General features: G+C 65.1%; 21 protein-coding genes. 10 read left to right on the forward strand and 11 right to left on the reverse strand.

Going from position 1 to position 17,827, the window contains the following annotated elements; all coding sequences use genetic code 11:
- The first annotated feature begins 272 nt into the window (after window positions 1-272).
- Both FJ959_RS15265 and FJ959_RS15270 read left to right on the forward strand, forming a co-directional pair.
- Window positions 273-1,457, forward strand: coding sequence for a Gfo/Idh/MocA family oxidoreductase (locus tag FJ959_RS15265; RefSeq protein WP_140521488.1), 1,185 nt, complete (start codon window positions 273-275; stop codon window positions 1,455-1,457).
- A gap of 280 nt (window positions 1,458-1,737) precedes the next feature.
- Window positions 1,738-2,271 (forward strand): sterol desaturase family protein, encoded by a 534-nt coding sequence (locus FJ959_RS15270; protein ID WP_140500066.1) that lies wholly within the window; start codon window positions 1,738-1,740, stop codon window positions 2,269-2,271.
- Between the two features lie 47 nt (window positions 2,272-2,318).
- Here the strand turns inward: FJ959_RS15270 and dinB are convergent, their stop codons facing one another.
- On the reverse strand, window positions 2,319-3,560 hold the full coding sequence (dinB, locus tag FJ959_RS15275; RefSeq protein WP_140630649.1) for a DNA polymerase IV: 1,242 nt from the start codon (window positions 3,558-3,560) through the stop codon (window positions 2,319-2,321).
- A 141-nt stretch (window positions 3,561-3,701) separates the two neighbouring features.
- On the opposite strand from dinB, the gene FJ959_RS15280 reads away from it, so the two are divergent.
- Window positions 3,702-3,938, forward strand: a complete 237-nt coding sequence (locus FJ959_RS15280) for a hypothetical protein (RefSeq protein WP_140500063.1) — start codon at window positions 3,702-3,704, stop codon at window positions 3,936-3,938.
- 144 nt (window positions 3,939-4,082) lie between these two features.
- On the opposite strand, the gene FJ959_RS15285 is transcribed toward FJ959_RS15280, so the two are convergent.
- Window positions 4,083-4,499 carry a helix-turn-helix domain-containing protein gene (locus FJ959_RS15285; RefSeq protein ID WP_140630652.1) on the reverse strand — a complete coding sequence of 139 codons (417 nt, stop codon included), beginning with the start codon at window positions 4,497-4,499 and terminating at the stop codon, window positions 4,083-4,085.
- A gap of 140 nt (window positions 4,500-4,639) precedes the next feature.
- Between FJ959_RS15285 and FJ959_RS15290 the strand changes: the two genes are divergently transcribed.
- Entirely contained in the window at window positions 4,640-5,227 is a 588-nt protein-coding gene (locus tag FJ959_RS15290) for a dihydrofolate reductase family protein (protein ID WP_140630655.1), read from the forward strand.
- A 153-nt stretch (window positions 5,228-5,380) separates the two neighbouring features.
- On the opposite strand, the gene FJ959_RS15295 is transcribed toward FJ959_RS15290, so the two are convergent.
- From FJ959_RS15295 to ada, 4 genes are all read right to left on the reverse strand, one after another.
- The gene (locus tag FJ959_RS15295) at window positions 5,381-6,124 is read right to left on the reverse strand and encodes a 2OG-Fe(II) oxygenase (RefSeq protein WP_140630657.1); all 744 of its coding nucleotides are present in this window, start codon (window positions 6,122-6,124) and stop codon (window positions 5,381-5,383) included.
- Window positions 6,121-6,666: a methylated-DNA--[protein]-cysteine S-methyltransferase gene (locus FJ959_RS15300; protein ID WP_140561101.1), complete on the reverse strand. Its 546-nt coding sequence runs from the start codon at window positions 6,664-6,666 to the stop codon at window positions 6,121-6,123. Before FJ959_RS15300 ends, FJ959_RS15295 begins: the two co-directional genes overlap by 4 nt.
- Before the next feature lie 285 nt (window positions 6,667-6,951).
- Window positions 6,952-7,182: a hypothetical protein gene (locus FJ959_RS15310; RefSeq protein ID WP_140500055.1), complete on the reverse strand. Its 231-nt coding sequence runs from the start codon at window positions 7,180-7,182 to the stop codon at window positions 6,952-6,954.
- A 12-nt stretch (window positions 7,183-7,194) separates the two neighbouring features.
- A complete protein-coding gene (gene ada, locus FJ959_RS15315) occupies window positions 7,195-8,274 on the reverse strand; it encodes a bifunctional DNA-binding transcriptional regulator/O6-methylguanine-DNA methyltransferase Ada (RefSeq protein ID WP_181171914.1) in 1,080 nt (359 codons plus the stop codon).
- A 123-nt stretch (window positions 8,275-8,397) separates the two neighbouring features.
- Here ada and FJ959_RS15320 point away from each other — a divergent pair, with 123 nt between their 5' ends.
- Window positions 8,398-8,583, forward strand: a complete 186-nt coding sequence (locus FJ959_RS15320) for a transcriptional regulator (RefSeq protein ID WP_140630663.1) — start codon at window positions 8,398-8,400, stop codon at window positions 8,581-8,583.
- Between the two features lie 87 nt (window positions 8,584-8,670).
- Here the strand turns inward: FJ959_RS15320 and FJ959_RS15325 are convergent, their stop codons facing one another.
- Window positions 8,671-9,363 (reverse strand): helix-turn-helix domain-containing protein, encoded by a 693-nt coding sequence (locus tag FJ959_RS15325; protein WP_140500050.1) that lies wholly within the window; start codon window positions 9,361-9,363, stop codon window positions 8,671-8,673.
- 177 nt (window positions 9,364-9,540) lie between these two features.
- On the opposite strand from FJ959_RS15325, the gene FJ959_RS15330 reads away from it, so the two are divergent.
- Both FJ959_RS15330 and FJ959_RS15335 read left to right on the forward strand, forming a co-directional pair.
- Window positions 9,541-9,867, forward strand: coding sequence for a DUF1330 domain-containing protein (locus FJ959_RS15330; RefSeq protein WP_140500048.1), 327 nt, complete (start codon window positions 9,541-9,543; stop codon window positions 9,865-9,867).
- A 121-nt stretch (window positions 9,868-9,988) separates the two neighbouring features.
- Complete coding sequence (locus FJ959_RS15335) at window positions 9,989-10,525, forward strand: hypothetical protein (protein ID WP_181171915.1); 537 nt, start codon at window positions 9,989-9,991, stop codon at window positions 10,523-10,525.
- 55 nt (window positions 10,526-10,580) lie between these two features.
- Here FJ959_RS15335 and FJ959_RS15340 read toward each other — a convergent pair whose 3' ends face one another.
- Window positions 10,581-11,672 carry a phosphatase PAP2 family protein gene (locus FJ959_RS15340; RefSeq protein WP_140521495.1) on the reverse strand — a complete coding sequence of 364 codons (1,092 nt, stop codon included), beginning with the start codon at window positions 11,670-11,672 and terminating at the stop codon, window positions 10,581-10,583.
- A gap of 243 nt (window positions 11,673-11,915) precedes the next feature.
- Window positions 11,916-12,365 (reverse strand): ester cyclase, encoded by a 450-nt coding sequence (locus tag FJ959_RS15345; RefSeq protein ID WP_140630666.1) that lies wholly within the window; start codon window positions 12,363-12,365, stop codon window positions 11,916-11,918.
- 217 nt (window positions 12,366-12,582) lie between these two features.
- Between FJ959_RS15345 and FJ959_RS15350 the strand changes: the two genes are divergently transcribed.
- Window positions 12,583-14,679, forward strand: a complete 2,097-nt coding sequence (locus FJ959_RS15350) for an EAL domain-containing protein (protein WP_140630668.1) — start codon at window positions 12,583-12,585, stop codon at window positions 14,677-14,679.
- A 145-nt stretch (window positions 14,680-14,824) separates the two neighbouring features.
- Here FJ959_RS15350 and FJ959_RS15355 read toward each other — a convergent pair whose 3' ends face one another.
- Window positions 14,825-15,022, reverse strand: a complete 198-nt coding sequence (locus FJ959_RS15355; RefSeq protein WP_181165267.1) for a hypothetical protein — start codon at window positions 15,020-15,022, stop codon at window positions 14,825-14,827.
- 205 nt (window positions 15,023-15,227) lie between these two features.
- On the opposite strand from FJ959_RS15355, the gene FJ959_RS15360 reads away from it, so the two are divergent.
- Both FJ959_RS15360 and FJ959_RS15365 read left to right on the forward strand, forming a co-directional pair.
- Window positions 15,228-15,992: a 3-keto-5-aminohexanoate cleavage protein gene (locus FJ959_RS15360; RefSeq protein WP_140630671.1), complete on the forward strand. Its 765-nt coding sequence runs from the start codon at window positions 15,228-15,230 to the stop codon at window positions 15,990-15,992.
- Between the two features lie 58 nt (window positions 15,993-16,050).
- On the forward strand, window positions 16,051-16,605 hold the full coding sequence (locus FJ959_RS15365) for a cytochrome b (RefSeq protein WP_140500038.1): 555 nt from the start codon (window positions 16,051-16,053) through the stop codon (window positions 16,603-16,605).
- On the opposite strand, the gene FJ959_RS15370 is transcribed toward FJ959_RS15365, so the two are convergent.
- Window positions 16,568-17,689, reverse strand: coding sequence for a serine hydrolase domain-containing protein (locus tag FJ959_RS15370; RefSeq protein WP_140630674.1), 1,122 nt, complete (start codon window positions 17,687-17,689; stop codon window positions 16,568-16,570). The two genes, FJ959_RS15365 and FJ959_RS15370, sit on opposite strands and share 38 nt — an antisense overlap.
- Window positions 17,690-17,827 lie beyond the last annotated feature (138 nt).

Here is a 17,827-nt window from a genome sequence, read left to right on the forward strand (position 1 = left end):
GGGTGGTAGCTGTTCTGCAGCGAAGAAGTTCGATGCATTCAACATAGCACCCTATGGCGCCCCCCTCTGTCCTGCCGGACATCTCCCCCACAGGTGGGGAGATTGGCGGCGTCGACCGCGACGCCTTTCATGCAACGCTGGCAATTTGGCGAAAGCCGGCGTGACATCCGATCTCCCCCCTTGTGGGGGAGATGTCCGGCAGGACAGAGGGGGGCGCTACAGAACTCGACGGTGGGTGCTGGCTTAACATCCTTAAATCGGAGGAGACAAATATGGTCTATGCGACATCGGACGGATCGGCGGGCAAGCGTTTGCGCGTCGGCATGGTGGGAGGCGGGCAGGGCGCTTTCATCGGCGCGGTGCATCGCCTCGCCATGCGGCTCGACGACCAGATCGCGCTGGTGGCCGGAGCGCTGTCGTCCGACCCCGGGAACGCCGCCGCCTCGGCCGCCGAGATCGGCATCGCGCCGGAGCGCAGCTATGCCGATTACCGCATGATGGCAAAGGCGGAGGCGGCGCGCCCGGACGGCATCGAGGCGGTCGTCATCGTCACGCCCAACCACCTGCACGCGCCGGTCGCGACAGCCTTTCTGGAAGCCGGCATCGATGTGATCTGCGACAAGCCGCTGTCGACGACGCTGGGCGAGGCGCAAGCCCTGGTGGCGCTGACGCGGGAGAAAAATCGCCGCTTCGTCGTGACCCTCAACAACACCGGCTACGCCATGGTGCGCCAGGCGCGCGAGATGGTGGCGGCGGGCGAACTCGGCCGCATCGTCTCCGTGCACGGCGCCTATATCCAGGACTGGCTGACCAGGCCGATCGATGCCGACGGCCAGAAACAGGCGGAATGGCGCACCGACCCGGCGCGCGCGGGCCAGTCGGCGGTGCTGGCCGATATCGGCGTGCATGCCTTCAACCTGGCGAGTTTCATCAGCGGCCGCGAGGCCGAGACGGTGTCGGCCGACCTGTTCACCGCCGTGCCGGGACGGCGGCTCGATGACAACGCGCATGTGCTGGTGCGCTGGGCGGGCGGGGCACGCGGCACGATCCTGGCCAGCCAGACGTCGCCCGGCCACTATAATGATCTCTCCGTGCGCATCTATGGCGACAAGGCGGGGCTTGAATGGTCGGGCACGCGGCCCGAGGAACTGCGTTTCTCCAGATATGGCGAGGAAAGCCGCACGCTCGTGCGCGGCGGCCATGGCTCGACCGAGGAAAGCCGGCGCGTGTCACGCATGCCGGCCGCCCATCCCGAAGGCTATATCGAGGCCTTCGCCAATTTCTACCGCGACGCCGCCGACATCATCCGCGCGCATCGTTCGGGCGCTGCTGTCGATGCGGCCCGGGCGGCGCAGGTGCCCGATGTGGTCGACGGCGCGCGCGGCGTGAAGTTCGTCGCCGCGGCGGTGGAGTCGAACGCGGCTGATGGGGCGTGGACGGCGGCAAGGTTCGGGTGAGGGTGTGCCATCCAATGTGACATCGCGGCCACGCCCGACGGTGCCGCGCGGTTGACGGCGATCAAGAGTTGGCCGTCCATTCGGGACCGCGCTGTGTTCCGCCATTTTTCAAGCCCGTTGCGAGGCTGGTTTCGAAGGCAACAGCCGGTTGACTGGCTTCCAAATCGTTGCCGCCGACCTTGCGCGAGGTGATTGCGACGCTATGTCAGGCGCATCCGCGTTGCTCCCCGCCCGCGCATTCGGCAATCTGTCGCTTCTTCGGCGTTGAAGGCTTGCTCCGATGGAACTCGGTCTCATTGGATACTACAGCGACTTCGTGGTTTACCCCCTGGCGATCGCCCTGCTGGCTGTGGCCGGGCTTATCGAGGCCGGCGAAGAGAGCGCGCCAGGCTGGCTGGCGACGGCGCTGGCGTGCCTGTGTCTGTGGACGCTGATCGAATACGTCATGCACCGCTTCGTCCTTCACCACATTCCCTGGATCAGGGATCTGCACGCCCGCCATCATGTCGAGGAGCGCAGTCCGGTGGGCACGCCGACCTGGCTCAGCCTCGGCGTGCATGCGCTTGTCGCGTTCTTTCCCGTATGGATGGTCTCGGATTTCGCGGTCGCCAGCGCGGCGAGCTGCGGGCTGATGCTGGGCTACCTATGGTACGTCAGCATCCACCATGTGATCCATCACTGGCATCCCACTCATCCGAGCTATCTCTACACGCTGAAGCGCCGCCACGCGCTGCATCATCATGTCGACGAAAATGTCAATTTCGGCGTGACGTCGCTGTTCTGGGATCGGGTCTTCGGCACGATGCGGCTCTGAAGCCAACTGGTGTGCGCCATTCGGGAAGCGCAGACAGCCATTCCCGCTTACAATTCCTTCTGCGCCAATTCCCTGAACTCGTCGGGCACCGAGCGGGCCGCCTCCAGCGCCACGGTGCCGTAGCCGACGGCCTGTTTGCCGAAACGCTCGCGGATCTTGTCGATGGCGCGGTCGGCGCCGAAGCGTGCGAGGCCCTTCCTGGTGCCGGGGCGGCGCTTTTCGTCGGCGAGGCCGAGCGGCAGTTCGAGCTGCAATTCGGCACTTTCCTCCAGATGCGAGACCGAGATCGCCAGCAGCGAAATCGTCCTGTCATGCGGATGATCGGCAAGCACGCCCCGCACCAGGTCTGTCGCGATCTCGGCCAGCATCACCGTCGCCGAGATCGGCTGGTCGAGCGTGATCGAGCGGGTGACGGCGCTGAGGTCGGCGAAGCGCACGCGCACCGTCACCGTGCGGCCGGGGCGCGCCTTGGCGCGCAGCCGGCTGGCGACCCGGTCGGCCAGATGCAGCAGGACGGGGATGTAGACGCATTCCAGTGCCGGCTTGCGGCCAAGCGCCGACTGGGCACCGGCCGAATGGGCGCGGCGACGTGTTTCCAATTTGCGCGGATCGCGGTTCCACGACAAGGCGGCAAGCTTTTCGCCGGCGGCAGGGCCGAGCAGCCGCGCCAGCGCGCCGCTGTGCGTCCTGGCCAGTTCGCCGATTGTCTGGACGCCGATCTCGGCCAGCCGCGCGCTGGTCGCCGGGCCGACGCCCCACATCAGGGAGACCGGCAGGTCATGCAGGAAGGCGATCTCCGTGCCGGGCTCGACCACCACCAGCCCATCGGGCTTGGCCACCTGCGAGGCGATCTTGGCCAGGTGCTTGGTGCGCGCCACGCCGATCGAGATCGGCAGGCCGAGTTCGCTTCGCACGCGGCGGCGAATGGTCGAGGCGATCTCCCGCGGCTGGCCGAACAGATGCGTGCAACCGGCGACATCGGCGAAGGCCTCGTCGATGGAGATGCGCTCGACCAGCGGCGTGAAATCGTCGAGCACCTTCATCGCGGCGTCGCCGAGCCGCTGGTAGTCGCGGAAATTTCCGCCGACGAGAATCAACTGTGGGCAGAGCTCGCGCGCCTTGCGCCCCGGCATGCCGCCGCGCACGCCGAAGGCGCGGGCTTCGTAGGAGGCGGCGAGCACGACGCCGCCGCCGACCGCGATCGGCTTGCCGCGCAGCGACGGGTCGAGAAGCTGCTCGACCGAGGCGTAGAAAGCGTCGAGATCGGCATGCAGGATGGTGGGCTCCATCCCCGGTTCCTCGCGACGTTGTAGAGTATGGAACATAAAGAGAACAAACATTGCTCGCTGTCAAGCGAGGTCGCGATCCGCCGGAACATTGTCGCTCACAATCGCGTTGACGGCCGAAGGGCGCCGTGTGCGGAGGCTGGCATGGGCAACTTTGAAATGATCGATCTGGTTTGCGTCGTCAACGCCTGCTCGACCGACCGCGCCGCGGGGCGGCTGGTTTCGATGGCCAAGGCCGTGGAGGAATTGCGGGTGCTGACCGGCGATTTCGTCTCGGCCGACGAAACGGTCGCGAATGCGCTGAGTGAAGTCGCGCTGCAGTGCGGCTGCGCCGTGCTGTTCGATGAGCAGGCGGGCGCCGACATATTGCGCACGCCATAGCTCGCCGCCGGCGTGCTGCAATGCATCACGCAACCGCTCCAATCGCTTGTTTTTGCGCTATTCCGAATAGAGGGCCGTGACGCGCTTTCTGAGGCGCGTTGCCTGTGCGGGTCGTTGTCCCCGAGGCCGCCTTGGCGACATCCATCAACCGAGATGCTCCGCCCGCAGCGCCTGCCTGAGGCGCTCCAGCGCCGGCTCGCCGTCGGCAGCGAGCTTATCGGCGATCCTTGCCAGATCATCGTCGGCCTTGCGGTGCTTGCTGCCCCAGGCGCCGAGCGTGGCCAGCACGGGCAAAAGGTCGATGCCGGCCTCGGTCAGGCGATAGATCGCCTTCAGCCCATGCGTGGGATCACCGCTGCGGGTGAGGATGCCTTCGTCCTGCAATGTCTGGAGGCGCTCGGCCAGCGTACGCGAGGAAATGCCCTCATCGGATTGCAGGAATTCGCGAAAGTGCTTTTTTCCGGCGAAGACCAGGTCGCGGATGATGAGCAGCGTCCAGCGGTCGCCGAGCAGTTCGAGCGACAGGTTGATGGGGCAGCCAGACCGGTCCCGTGTCGACATGTGTATGGTTCCATTTTTAAATCGCTTTACTATTGACATCGTTTTCATCTCAGGTCAATAGTTCCAAATGTAAACCATCGGCAACCGTGCCGGCCGGACGGGTAAAACGAGCCGCTCGGCCCTTGACTGGGAGAACCATGATGAAAAAGCTGATCCTCCAGATGCAGATGTCGGTCGACGGTTTTGTCGGCGCCGCCGGGGATCATCGCTGGCAGCTCTGGGAATGGGGCGACGACAGCGCCTGGGACGAGGAGCTGAAGCGGGACTTCAACGCCGTCTTCGCCGGCATCGATACCATCCTCTTGAGCCGCAAGATGGCCGAGGAAGGCTACCTCACCCATTGGGGCAATGCGGCGAAGAGATATCCGCGCGACCCGTTCTATGCTTTCGCCCAGCGCATCGTCGAGGCGAGGAAGGTGGTGCCGAGCGACAGACTCAAGGCCTCGCGATGGGAGGGCACGACAGTGGTCAGCGGCGACCTGCCGCGGGAGATCGACTTGCTGAAGAGGGGTGAGGGCGGCGACATCGCGGTGTTCGGCGGCGCCGGCTTCGCCTCGGCGCTGATCGCGGCCAGGCTGGTCGACGAGTTCCAGCTGTTCATCAACCCGGCCGTGCTGGGTGCCGGCCGCCGCATCTTCGACCAAGGCGGGTTCGGCAGGCTGCGGCTGCTCGGCTCGAAATCCTATGCGAGCGGCATGGTGGTGAGCCGCTACGCGCCGGCCGGCTAATCGAAAGGCATTGCACTGATATCATGCCTGCCGTTGAGCTTGGGCATGGCAGTCGGCGATGCAGCACCAAGCGCGGTTCTGCCTTCGCCTCCAGGGGGAGAAGGCAAGACGCGCCTCAATGTACCTCTTGGTCAATACCTTGACCTCATCAATTCACTTCGCATCGTGAAAAATGATGCCCACCGTGTGCCGCATGCCCGAGCGCAGGCGGCTGACGCCGTGGCGCAGATTGACGCGGTAATTGCCCTTGGTGCCCTGCACCGGCCGATTGTGGACGGCGAAGGAGACGGCATCGCCCTGGCGCAAGGGCACCACTTCCACCCGGCTCTGCATGCGCGGCCGCTGTTCGGTCAGGGCGAACTCGCCGCCGGTGAAATCCTCGCCGGGTTCTGAAAGCAGAACCGCCACCTGCAGCGGAAAGGCGAAGTCGCCATAGAGGTCCTGGTGCAGGCAGTTGAAGTCGCCGGGCACATATTGCAGCAGAAGTGGCGTCGGCCTGACCTGGCCGGCGGCGTGGCACTGCTCGAGAAAGGCGGCATGCGTTTCGGGATAGCGCGTGGCGATGCCCATGCGTTCGTTCCACCGGTTGGCGACCTCGGCGAGCCTGGGATAGAGCGCCGTGCGAAGCCCGCCGATCAGGTCTGGCAAGGGGTAGCGGAAATAGCGGTATTCGCCCTTGCCGAAGCCGTGCCTGGCCATGTGGATATGGCTGCGGAAATGTTCTTCATGCGGATAGAGCCCGGCGAGTTGCCGGCACTCCTGCGGCGTGAGCAGCTTTTCCATCACCGCACAGCCGAAGCCGTCGAGTTCGGCGGCTAGGGCTGGCCAGTCGTAAGCGGCAACGCGTTCCTCGGCGGCTTTCACCACCGATGCCGCAACCTTGGCATGGGCGTTCATATTGCGGCCTCTTTGTCGAGCAAAGCGTGCTTGCGCTCAGTGCCCCAGCGGTAGCCGGAGGGCGTGCCGTCGGCGCGGACGACGCGGTGGCAGGGAATGCCGAGCGCGATCGCGTTGGCGGCGCAGGCCGTCGCCACGGCGCGGGCGCCGTTCGATTGGCCGAGACGCTGGGCAAGGGCGGCGTAGGTGATGGTTGCGCCGCGGCGGATGCTGCGAAGCTCGCCCCAAACTTTTTGCTGGAACGGCGTGCCGTGGCTGATGTCGAGCGGCAGGTCCAGGCCGGCGGCGGGCGTTTCGATGAAACATGCTATCGCCGCGAGATCGTCATGCAAGGCGGTCTCGTTCTCGACCAGCATCTTGCCGGGAAAGCGGCTGGCGAGGTCCTGCGCCAGCGCCTCTGCGTCGTCGCCGATCAGGATGGTGCAGACGCCGAGGGAACCGCGCGCGGCGAGGATTTTGCCGATCGCGGATTGGGCGATGGCGTAGGTGATGGTGTCGGCGCCGGAGGCTGTCGCCGGCGTGTGGGTTTGCATGAGGTTCATTGCTTCACTCCTTCTGTGTGCCTGAACCCTAGCCGCGTGCCTTCCGTTCCTCACTCCGATGCTTGCTTTCAAATTCAATTTCCGGAACGGTGCGGAGGTAAGTACCCTACGGCGCCCCCCTCTGTCCTGCCGGACATCTCCCCCACGAGGGGGGAGATTGGCAATTTCGGCGCCCCACTCATTCCTGCAACGTCGTAGATTGGCGAAGGCGGTTGTGACAGCCAATCTCCCCCCAAGTGGGGGAGATGTCCGGCAGGACAGAGGGGGGCGCCGTAGAGCGCTGATTTATGCGATACGAATGACAGCAACCTCGCCAAGCAAAAAAACCTCGCCTGATAACAGCCGCAGTTCGATCTCGCCGGTCGCGCCACGGCTCCACTCGGCCTTGCCGCTCTCGACAAGCTCCCCGAGCGCAGCCATCACCAGCGACCGCGCATCTTTGGCGCGTCTGACGGCGCCGCGATGGGGGATCCCAATGTCCGCATCGGTGGTGGAAGACCTTGCCATCGCGCCCATTGCCGCTCCTCCTCAGGCCTCGCGGCCGAGCAGCGCGCGCTTGCGCTCCGCGCCCCAGGCGTAGCCGGACAGGGCGCCGTCCTTGCGGATCACGCGGTGGCAGGGAATGGCGACCGCGAGCGCGTTGGCGGCGCAGGCGCCGGCAACGGCGCGGGTCGCCTTCGGCGCGCCGATGCGCCCTGCTATCTCGGCATAGGAGACGGTGCGGCCGGCCGGGATGTCCCGCAGGGCCTGCCAGACGCGCTGCCGGAACGCGGTGCCGCGCAGGTCGAGCGGCAGGTCGAGACCAAGCCTTGGAGCCTCGACGAAACCGACGACGCGGGCGACGAGCGCCTCATAATCGCGGTCGGCGCCGATCAGGCGCGCCTTGGGGAAACGGTCCTGCAGGTCGCGCACCAGCGCGTCCGGGTCGTCGCCGAGCAGGATCGCGGCGACGCCCTTCCTGCTCGACGCGACAAGGATGGCGCCGAGCGAGCATTCGCCGACGGCGAAGCGGATCTCCTCGCTGGCGCCGCCGGCGCGGTAGCGCGTCGGCGTCATGCCGAGCATGCCGGCCGACTTCTCATAGAAGCGTCCGCTCGAATTGAAGCCGGCATCGTAGATCGCCGCTGTCACGCTGGCGCCGTCTTCCAGGCCCCGGCGCACCCTTTCGGCGCGCCGGGCGGCCGCGTAGTCCTTCGGCGTCAGGCCGGTAACGGCCTTGAAGGTGCGGTGGAAATAGCCGGCGCTGCGGCCGGCGGCGGCGGCCAGTTCACCGAGCGACGGTTCCTCCTCGCTCTGTTCGATCCTGCGGCAGGCCTCGGCCACCATCGCGGCGTTGCCGGCCTCGAGCGAAGGTCCGTCGGGATTGCAGCGCCGGCAGGCGCGAAAGCCGGTCGCCCTGGCCTCGTCCAGCGTGTCGTGGAGCTGCACGTTCTTCGGGTTGGCGCGCCGCGACGGGCAGGAGGGCCGGCAATAGACGCCGGTCGTGGCCACCGAATACCAGAAGCTGCCATCGGCCGATTTGTCGCGCTCCACGACTTGCGTCCAGCGCGGATCGTCGGCGACCGGCAGCGGCGCGGGTTTGAGATACTTGGCAAGGGTGATGAACATGGCCGGCATTGAAGCCGCAGACGACCCGCGTCGCCACCCGTTTCCTGCCAATTGAGAGGTGGACGCGAGCGTATTCGTCGGGACACACAAAGGATATGACAAGATTGATCCGGAGAAGGTGTGATGGAAAACATTCGACCCCTTAAGACCGAAGCCGATTACGATCGGGCGATTGCCGAAATCATCCAATACTTCGAGAACGAGCCGGAAATCGGCTCTCTTGGCGATTACCGGTTTGATGTTCTCGCGACCTTGATCGACGCTTATGAGGATAAGCACTACCCTATCGAAGCACCCAAATCCCGTTGAAGGTTATTCACTCACACATTCAACCTGTCGCGAAAGGCGAAAGCCGCCGCTCCCGGTGCCCGATCGCTGTTCCCCGAGCTCTCGTTTCTACGCCGCCCGTTTGGGCTCGACCGCGAACGGGCTGAGGCCGAGCCAGGTCTGCATCTTCCTTGCGATGTGCTGATCTCCGGTCAAGGCGACCTTCGCGCCGGCCTTCTCGACGGTGATCAATCCCATCCAGATCGCCGTCATCGTGTGCAGGTCGGTTGAGACGTAGAGGTCGATATCGAAGCCCGGATCGTACCAGCACAGATCGACCTCGCCATGCTTTTCGACGATCAGCCACCACGACCGTTTGGACGCCGGCAGCTCCTGGTACAGGAATTGTATCACGGTGCGCCCGTCGGGCAGCGGCGAGGGGTTCAGATTGCGCCGCATGTCCCACATCAGCAGCGACGGATCGAGGTTCTTGAGGGACAGCCGGGACTCGACCCATTTCTGTCCCCAAAAGCCCATCGCCTCGACGACGGGGCGCAAATCCCGGCCGGCCTCCGTCAGCCGGTATTCGGAGATGCCCTTCTCGCCCGGCACCTCCTTGCGCTCGACGATCCCGGCGAGCTCGAGCTCCTTCAGCCGTTGCGACAGAAGGCTGGGCGACATTTTGGGGACGCCGCGGCGCAGGTCGTTGAAACGGGTCGAACCCGCCACCAATTCGCGCATCAGCACCATCGTCCAGCGGGTGCACAGCACCTCGGCGGCCATCGATAGCGGGCAGAACTGCTTGTATCCGTGCTGGGCCATGATCCGACGTCCTCCCTCGAAACTGGGCTGAACATTAGGCCTTCATGAAGGAAGCGGCCAGTACGGAAACTGTACCGGCCCGGTACAGATCGCGGACTGGCCGGCGCCGGCCCTGCCATGCGAGCCCTTTGACCGGCCGCGGGGATCTCCCCTGTGCGCCGTAACAGGGAGAAGACCATGACCACATACGTCATTGCAGACATCAAGGTGAAGAACCCGCAGTGGATGCCGGCCTACGCCGCATCGGTGCACGACCTCGTCCACAAGCATGGCGGCAAGTATCTGTCGCGCAGCGGCAATGTGAAGACGCTTGAAGGCAAGCCGCTCGACACCACTCTGATCGCGCTGATGGCATTCCCGTCGGAAGCGGCGGCGCGCGCCTTCGCCAACGATCCGGCCTACGCGCCCTTCGTCTCGGCCCGTCAGGACGGTAGCGACAGCCGCTTCCAGATGATCGACAACACCGACCTGGCGGGGACGATCCCGTATCTGCCGAAGGGATGACCCATTCCTCCATCCGTCGCATCGCTTTCGGGCTCTCCGAGCAACGACAATCACGGCGCTTGCCTGCCGCGCCTCCGTATTTCCGGCGGCCGGCGCGCTGGGCCTTTTCAAGAAGAATGGAATGAACATGATACGCAAATTCCACAACGGGCTTCTCATGGCGGGGGCCATGCTGGCCGCCTGCGCCACTTTCGCCCAGGCCCATCAGGACGAGGTCGCATTTACATCCGGCGCGAATCCACTGGCCGGCAAGGTGCGGGCGGCGAACGGCCGGTTCCTCGACGCCAAGGTCGCCACGGACGAAGGCTATGCGCCCATTCCCTGCGCCAGCGGCATCACCGGCGGCGCGATGGGCATTCACTATGTCAACGGCCAGTACCTGAAGGACGACAAGATCGACATCGCCCGTCCCGAGGCCGTGATGTACGAGCCGATGGCCGACGGCACACTGAAGCTGGTGGCGGTCGAATACATCACCGCCAAGGGGCCGGCGTCACTGGACGGCCAATTGTTCAACTTCAACAGTGCGCCCAACCGCTACGGCCTGGGCGAATTCTACGAGCTGCATGTCTGGGCCTGGAAGGGCAACCCGACCGGCACCTTCGCCGACATGAACCCGAAAGTGTCGTGCGAACACGCGGTGGCGCCCAGCCAGTAAGCAATGAAGCCAGGCGGTGAAGGCCGCCTGGCTCGACGCTGTCCGCTCCGGCCCGTTATCGCGGCGCGGGATTGGGGGCCGCCGATCCCGTATCGGAAGACTGTTGGGCCACGTCGGAAGCCTGCTGCCCCGATGCCGGTAGAACGAAGCGTCCGGTCAGGTACCAGAGCAGAGAGACCACGATGATCGACAGGTAGCCGTCCACGGCATAGTGCCAGCCGGTATAGACCGAGCCGAACAGGATGAGTGCGGCGAACGACCAGCCTGCAACGGCCCAGCGGCGACCAAAGCCGGTGAGGAAGAAGGCATTGAGCGTGACGATGGCGACATGCATGCTTGGCATCGCCGTGATGCCGCTGCCCAGCGCGGAGCTACCGCTGTCGTGTGCATCGAGCAGATAGCTGGCGGCGAACCGCACCGGCAACGCATACGGGTCTGCCATCAGCGCTGCGAGCACCCCGGCAAATCGGCTGCCGCCATAGAACCGGTCGTAGAATATCGGCCCGCTGGATGACAGCATGATTGGAAGAACGGTGCCACACAACACCATGGTGAGCGCGAACGCCCAGAGATAGCGGATGCGCCGGGCGGGACTGTTCCAGAAGGCGACGAAGAGCACGACGCCAAGCCATTGCATGAACCACCAGGACATATAGGCCTTGAAAACCAGCATGGAGGCGGGCTCTGAAACGATGCCGTGCGTCCATACCCAAGGATCGACGCCGTGCAGCCAACGATCGAGGTCGGCCAGCATGGGATCAGCATAGTAAGGCACGATCTCCGGTATGGTGATCCTGAATGTCGTGAAAGCGATGATGCCGAGAAAGAATAGCAAGACGACCCGCGCGGCCGCCGGCCCGCGTTCCTTGAGTATGTGCACCATGAATCTTGTCGGCCTGGGCCCGCCATACACCAATGCCGTTAACCCGAGGCCAACCACCAGCAGCACCGGCAGCAAGCCGAGGAATGTCCCGAAGTACTTTATGGACAGCAGAAGATATCGCTCAGGCCGCAGGCAAAGCGCCGTCGCGACGCAGACCAGGCACAGGCCCGTCAGCAGCCAGCTGCTTCTGGTTGTCGCCACGCCAAGATCAACAGTGGAAACCGATCGGAGATCGCCGCCCTGTGTTCCGGTGTACCCACTCATCAGGGAGGTCCCGCCAGCTTTCGAACTTGTTATGAATGTTCTGGCGGCAACCTATTAATATCTTGTTGCACCCGTAATGGTGTCTGGTTTCCAATGTAATACTCAATAGTGTAGTATTGTATTCAAATACGGGCTGAGGACGATGGCGGTGCTGGCCCTGTGTTGGGTTGCTGCCAAGAGGCCTTTCGTCACGCACGTGCAATCGAGAGGGACCACTGCCTGGACGGCGATGGTCCCTCTCATTCAAGCCGCCTTGATCAGGCCGAGCTGGGTCAACGCCGCGACGCCGTCGTCGAGGCCGATCTCCTCGACGATCCTGCCCTCGATCACCTTCAGCACCGTGGTGCCGGTGAAGCGCATGGTGCGGCCGGTGGCGGCGGGCAGCGAACCGACGAGGAAATCGCTGAAGGCCGGACCGGCATGGGTGCCGCCGCCTTCCCACTGGCCGACGACATAGTCGCCTTCGGCGATGAGGTCGGCGGTGGCCCAGAAGTTGAGGTCCGGGAAGGCAGCGCGGAAATCGGTCATGAAGGCCTTGATGTCGTCGCGGCCGCGGCGCGGTTCGTGCAGCGAATATTTCAGGAGCATGTCGGGCGCGGCGATGGCGTCGACGACGGAAAGATCGCAGGTTTCACCCCAGAAATCGGTGAACCATCTGACGACGACGGCCTTGTTGTCTTCCTGTTTGGTCATGGGGAAAGTCCTCTTGTGTTTGCACGAGATCGCCAGGGCGGGCGGCGACCCCGCGCAACCACTAGGAGGATCGGCGGGCGGGCAAACTCCGCTTCTTGCCCGCCAATCGAAAGTCGGGACCGCAAGCGAGGAACGCGGCGGAGCCACCGGCGCGGTAACGCTTTCTTCTCTGGTTTTGCCGCAGATTGCCCCGCGGCGGGGTTGGACGAAACGGAAGATGGCGGGTCAGGACAAGAAAAGCCGTGATGGAACGTTCTGGGAGAAGGCCCTGGAGCGCGCCCAACTTGGCGTCTGGGACTGGGACCTTCGGACAGGCGAGTGTTTCTATTCCGCCACCTGGGCGCGGATGCTGGGCTATGACGAAAGCGAGCTCGCCAACAGCAGCGACCTCTGGCTGCGGCTTACCCATCCCGACGATCGCGAGCAGGCGCTGGCCAGCGGCGACCGTCACATCGCCGGCCTGACCGACACCATCGAGACCGAGCTCAGGCTCCGGCACAAGCAAGGCCACTGGGTCTGGGTGCTCGACCGCGGCGGCATCGTCGAACGCGACGGCGACGGCCAGCCGATCCGGCTGATGGGCGTGCAGACCGATATTTCGAAACAGAAGGCGGCAGAGGCCGCGCTGGAACAGGTCAACATCCGCTTCCGCCTGGCGCTCGCGGCCAGCGGCACCGGCATCTGGCACTACGACATCGCCAGCAACAAAAGCTATTGGGATTCCCGCACCAGGGAAATATTCGGCCTTGTCGCCGTTACCGACGAGGTGACGGCAGACCTATGGCACAGCTACCTGCATCCCGACGACAAGCAGGCGGCCGAACGCGCCCACAGGGCGCCGCTGGAAACCGACGGCGTCATTGCCGCGCAATACCGCATCATCAGGCGCGACGGCGAGATCCGTCATGTCGAATCGCTGGTGCGTTTCGTCGCCGCCGCTGGTGCCGCCGGCCAGATCCTCGGCACGGTGCGCGACATCACCGAGGACAAGCTGCGCGAACAGGAACTGGCCTATGCCGCCCGCCACGACGCGCTGACCGGCCTGTGGAACCGCGCCGCCTTCGACAGGCTGCTTGGAGAGCATATCGCGGCGGGAGCGCCGCTGGCGGTGTTCTATGTCGATCTTGATTACTTCAAGGCGCTCAACGACTTCGCCGGGCATGCCGCCGGCGACCTGGCGCTGAAGAGCGTCGCGGGGGGCATACGCGGCTGCCTGCCGCCGTCGGCGCATGCGGCGCGCCTGGGCGGTGACGAGTTCGCGCTGCTGGTGCCGCATTGCGACGCGGTGCAGGCCGAGCGGATCGCCGGCGCCGTGCTTGGGGCGGTGCGCGAGGCCGATCTCGGCCCGGCCGCGTCATCGCGCCGACTGGCGGCCTCGATCGGCATCGCCTTCATCGATGACGCCACGACCACCGTGGCCGATGCGCTGGCTTGCGCCGACGACGCCTGCTACGCGGCCAAGGCGGCGGGGCGCAACCGCTTCGCGGTGTTTTCGGCCGCGGCGCGATCTGGGGCCGCCGGCCTCAATGCGGCGCGCATCGCAGCCGACACCGTCGATGCCATGGACGACGGGCGGCTGAAACTGTTCGGCCAGGAAATCCATCTCCTGGGAAAGCCATGGCAAGAGTGCCGGCACGTCGAAGTGCTGGCGAGGCTCGCCGCGCGCAACGGGCGGCTGGTGCCGCCGAGCGAATTCATCCCGGTGGCCGAGCGTTTCGGCATCGCCTCGAAACTCGACCGCTGGATCATTCGCACGGCGCTTTTGTGGCACGGACCGGCGCTGCGTGCCGGGGCGCTGACGCTGGGCTTCAACCTGTCGGCTCAGACATTGAGCGATCCGGGGCTGTGGGATTTCGTCGACAACACCATCGAGGAAACCGGTGCGCCGCATTCCGGCATCGGATTCGAGATCACCGAAACCGCGGCCGTCACCAATTTCGATGCCGCGGAGGACTTCGTGCGCAAGGCGCGTGAGCGACGCTGCCGGGTCAGCCTCGACGATTTCGGCGCCGGCATGAGCTCGTTCGAGTATCTCAGGCGCTTTCCCGTCGATGCGATCAAGATCGACGGCTCGTTCATCGAACATATCACCGACAGCCGCTTCGACCGCGAGATCGTGCTGGCGATGACCGGCATTGCCAGGAGCCTCGACTTCGCCGTGGTGGGCGAAAAAATCGAACGGCACGATACGCTGGCCATGCTCCAGGACATGGGGGTCGCCTACGGTCAGGGCTTCTTTCTGCATCGTCCCGAGCCGCTGGAGGCGATCGTTTCGCGCGCGACGGCCGGAACGCCCGACAGGCGGCGCGCCTGAAGCGGGCAAGCCGCCCGCCAGAATCGCCGAGCCACTCCAACACTCCATTAGGCAATCCCGAAGAGCTGTATTAGGCAATCCCGAAGAGCTGTTAAGCACGGCCCCTGGAACGGCTCCGGGCGGTCGGCCGGGCGTGGCGGGACGATCACTGGCGGTCGGCGAACCGTGCCGATCGCGGAAACTCCAACACCTCTGCCTCCGATCGCCTGTGCTGCGCCTCCGCGACCGCTTCGATCAGCAGGTCGAGGGCTTCGCATGCCGAGCGGCTTGTCTCGTCGTCGCCGCGCAAATAGTGATAGGCGCGTTCGAGATGCACCCGGGCGGCTGAAAAATCGCTGGTCAATGATCCCTCCATTACCTCGCCCTAATATACCTTGGCCGGTCCGGCGGAACGCAGGGTAAATATCCACAGGCGGATTTTATTCAAATGCCGGGGGATTCCGGCAAGAAGGGCGAGGCGGTGGCTGTCAGGAGAGACAACGCCCAACCCCTTTGCCATGCCTTGCCACGCGGCTAGAATGCTACTCCCTTGTCCGAGGATGGCAGCCATGATCGTCCAGGCCTGCATCAATGGCGCGCGACCGCGCGATTTTCATCCGAAATTGCCGCTGACGGCGCAGGCGATGGCGAGCGATGCGGCCGCCTGCGTCGTCGCGGGCGCAGCCGAGCTGCACATCCATCCGCGTGGCGCGGACGGGCGCGAGAGCCTGGCCGCCGTCGACGCGACCGTGCTGGCGGTGCGTCGGGCCTGTCCCGGCACGCTGATCGGCGTGTCGACAGGCGCCTGGATCGAGAATGACGTCGAGCGCACCCGCGCGGCGATCGCCGGCTGGCGCGAACTGCCAGATTATGCCTCGGTCAATCTTTCGGAGGCCGACGCGCCCGGCGTGATGGAGCTTTTGCGCCAGCGCGGCGTCGGCATCGAGGCCGGCCTTGCCACAACGGAAGATGCCGAGCGGTTCGTCAGTCTTGCCGATCACGACCGGGTGCTGCGCATCCTGATCGAGATCGACATACAGGAATTGCCCGCCGCACTCGCCGAGGCGCACGGCATCGTCGCCGCGCTGGACCGCGCCGGGGTGCGGCGGCCGATCCTGCTGCACGGCGCCGACGCCACGGTCTGGCCGTTCGTGGAGCTGGCGCGTCGAAGGCGCTGGTCGACGCGAGTCGGACTGGAAGACGGCAGGACGCTTCCCGATGGAAAGGTGGCGCTGGACAATGCGGAGATCGTCGCGGCGACGGCGGCGCAGCCGGTGCGACAAGCCGACCCGACCTGCTCCGCCATAAATCGTTCTCACTCGAGGCGCAGCTAAATAAAGGCAAATTCGGCCTGGCGCGGGGAGCCTTGTGCAACTGCCGCGGAGTTCCTGCATGTCACTGTCCGGTACCACAACTCGCTACGGAAGCCTTGCCCAGGCATTCCACTGGTTGACGGCACTGCTCGTGCTCATCGCCTTCCTGGTCTCGGCAGGCGGCCCTCCTACGCGCGTTTATTCAGCGCCCAGGGCCTCGATGCTGCTGCTTCATGAATCGCTCGGCTTCGCGGTTTTCTGGCTGCTGGTGATCCGCCTGGCCTGGCGGCTGTTCGATCGCATTCCCGATGCTCCGTCCATGCCCGCCTGGATGTATGTCGGGTCGAAGGCGGTACATTGGGCGCTCTACGCGTTGATGTTCGCTGTGCCGGTGACCGCCATGCTCGGCGCATGGTTTGGCGGCCATCCGGTCACGGTGTACGGCTTCGGTCCGATCGGTCCGCTTTTCGCCCCATGGGACGTCGGCGCTTCGCTGGCGGAAATCCACGGCACGCTTGGCGACATCCTCATGTGGCTGGCCGGCCTGCACGCCGCGGCGGCCGTCTTCCACCACGTTCTTCTGCGAGATCGCGTGCTCAGCCAGATGCTGCCCGGCTTGGCTGCTCCAGAATGATCCGGATCGCCTGATCCACCACGGGATGCAGGCCGCTGGCCTGGAAGGACAGGCGGTTGCCGGAGCCGACATTGCTGGTCATGGCGATGGTAAGACCGGTCGCCGGATCATGCAGCATGACCGCGACATAGCCCGGAATGCTGCCCTGATGGCCGTAGAAGGCGCGGTCGGCATAGGCGCTCTGGAACATGCCGGCGCCGGTCTCGCGCATGCGGGTGCCCGGGAAGCTCGCCGGCACGCGGCGTTCGAACATCTCGGCGAAGAAAGGCGGCGACAAGAGCTTGCCGGAGAACAGGCTGCGCATGAAGCTCACCATGTCGGACGGCGTCGACACCATGTCGCCGCAGCCATAGGCGGCGCCGAATGGGAAGGAATCGGAAGAATCCTGCAATTCGTCGGAGTAGGGCAGCACGCCGTCCATGCGCCACATCTCGCCGCCGGAAGCGATGTCTGTCGGTGCGCCCGGCGCCAGCGGCGGCCGGTGGTAGTAGCCGCGCACCATCGACCTTTCCGGGAATGCTTCGGTGGCTGGCGACCAGGTGTTTTCCAGGGCGAGCGGCCGCAGGACCGCGCTTCTGACATAGGCGCCGAGCGACTGGCCGGTGACGGCCTCGATCACCATGCCGGCCAACACATAGCCGGTGTTGTTGTAGACAGCGGGTCCGCCCGGTGCTTTCTGTTTGTCGGAGGCGAAGGCGATGTCGACCAGCTGCTGCGGCGTCCATTGCCGGCCCGGATCCATCGGTATGTAATATTCGAATTCCGGCAGGCCGCTGCGATGGTTGATCAGCTGGCGCACCGAAATATTCCCTGCGCCCGGCAGATCCGGGAACCAGGAGGAGATCGGCGCGCCGAGCTCGAGCTTGCCGGTCTCGGCGAGCTTGACCAGGGCCGCGGCGACGAAGGTCTTGGTGCAGCTGCCGATCTTGAACAGCTGGTCCGGTGTGACCGATATGCCATGAGCGCGGTCGGCAAGTCCGGCGGTGAGGGCGGTCGGCGCGCTGCCCGTCGAATAGGCCAGCGAGGCACCCACCGCGCCATCGGCGAGGTAGCTGTTGAGCAGGGAGGTCAGGTCTTTCGGCATTGATATCGCTTTCTTTTTTCCTTCTCCCCCTGTGGGAGAAGGTGGCCTCGCGAAGCGAGGTCGGATGAGGGGTGCTCCAGGGAATACCAACGTCTCATTCCGCTGGAACACCCCTCAACCGTCTCGGCGCTGCGCGCC

The organism is Mesorhizobium sp. B2-2-4, assembly GCF_006442375.1.
Lineage (GTDB): Bacteria > Pseudomonadota > Alphaproteobacteria > Rhizobiales > Rhizobiaceae > Mesorhizobium.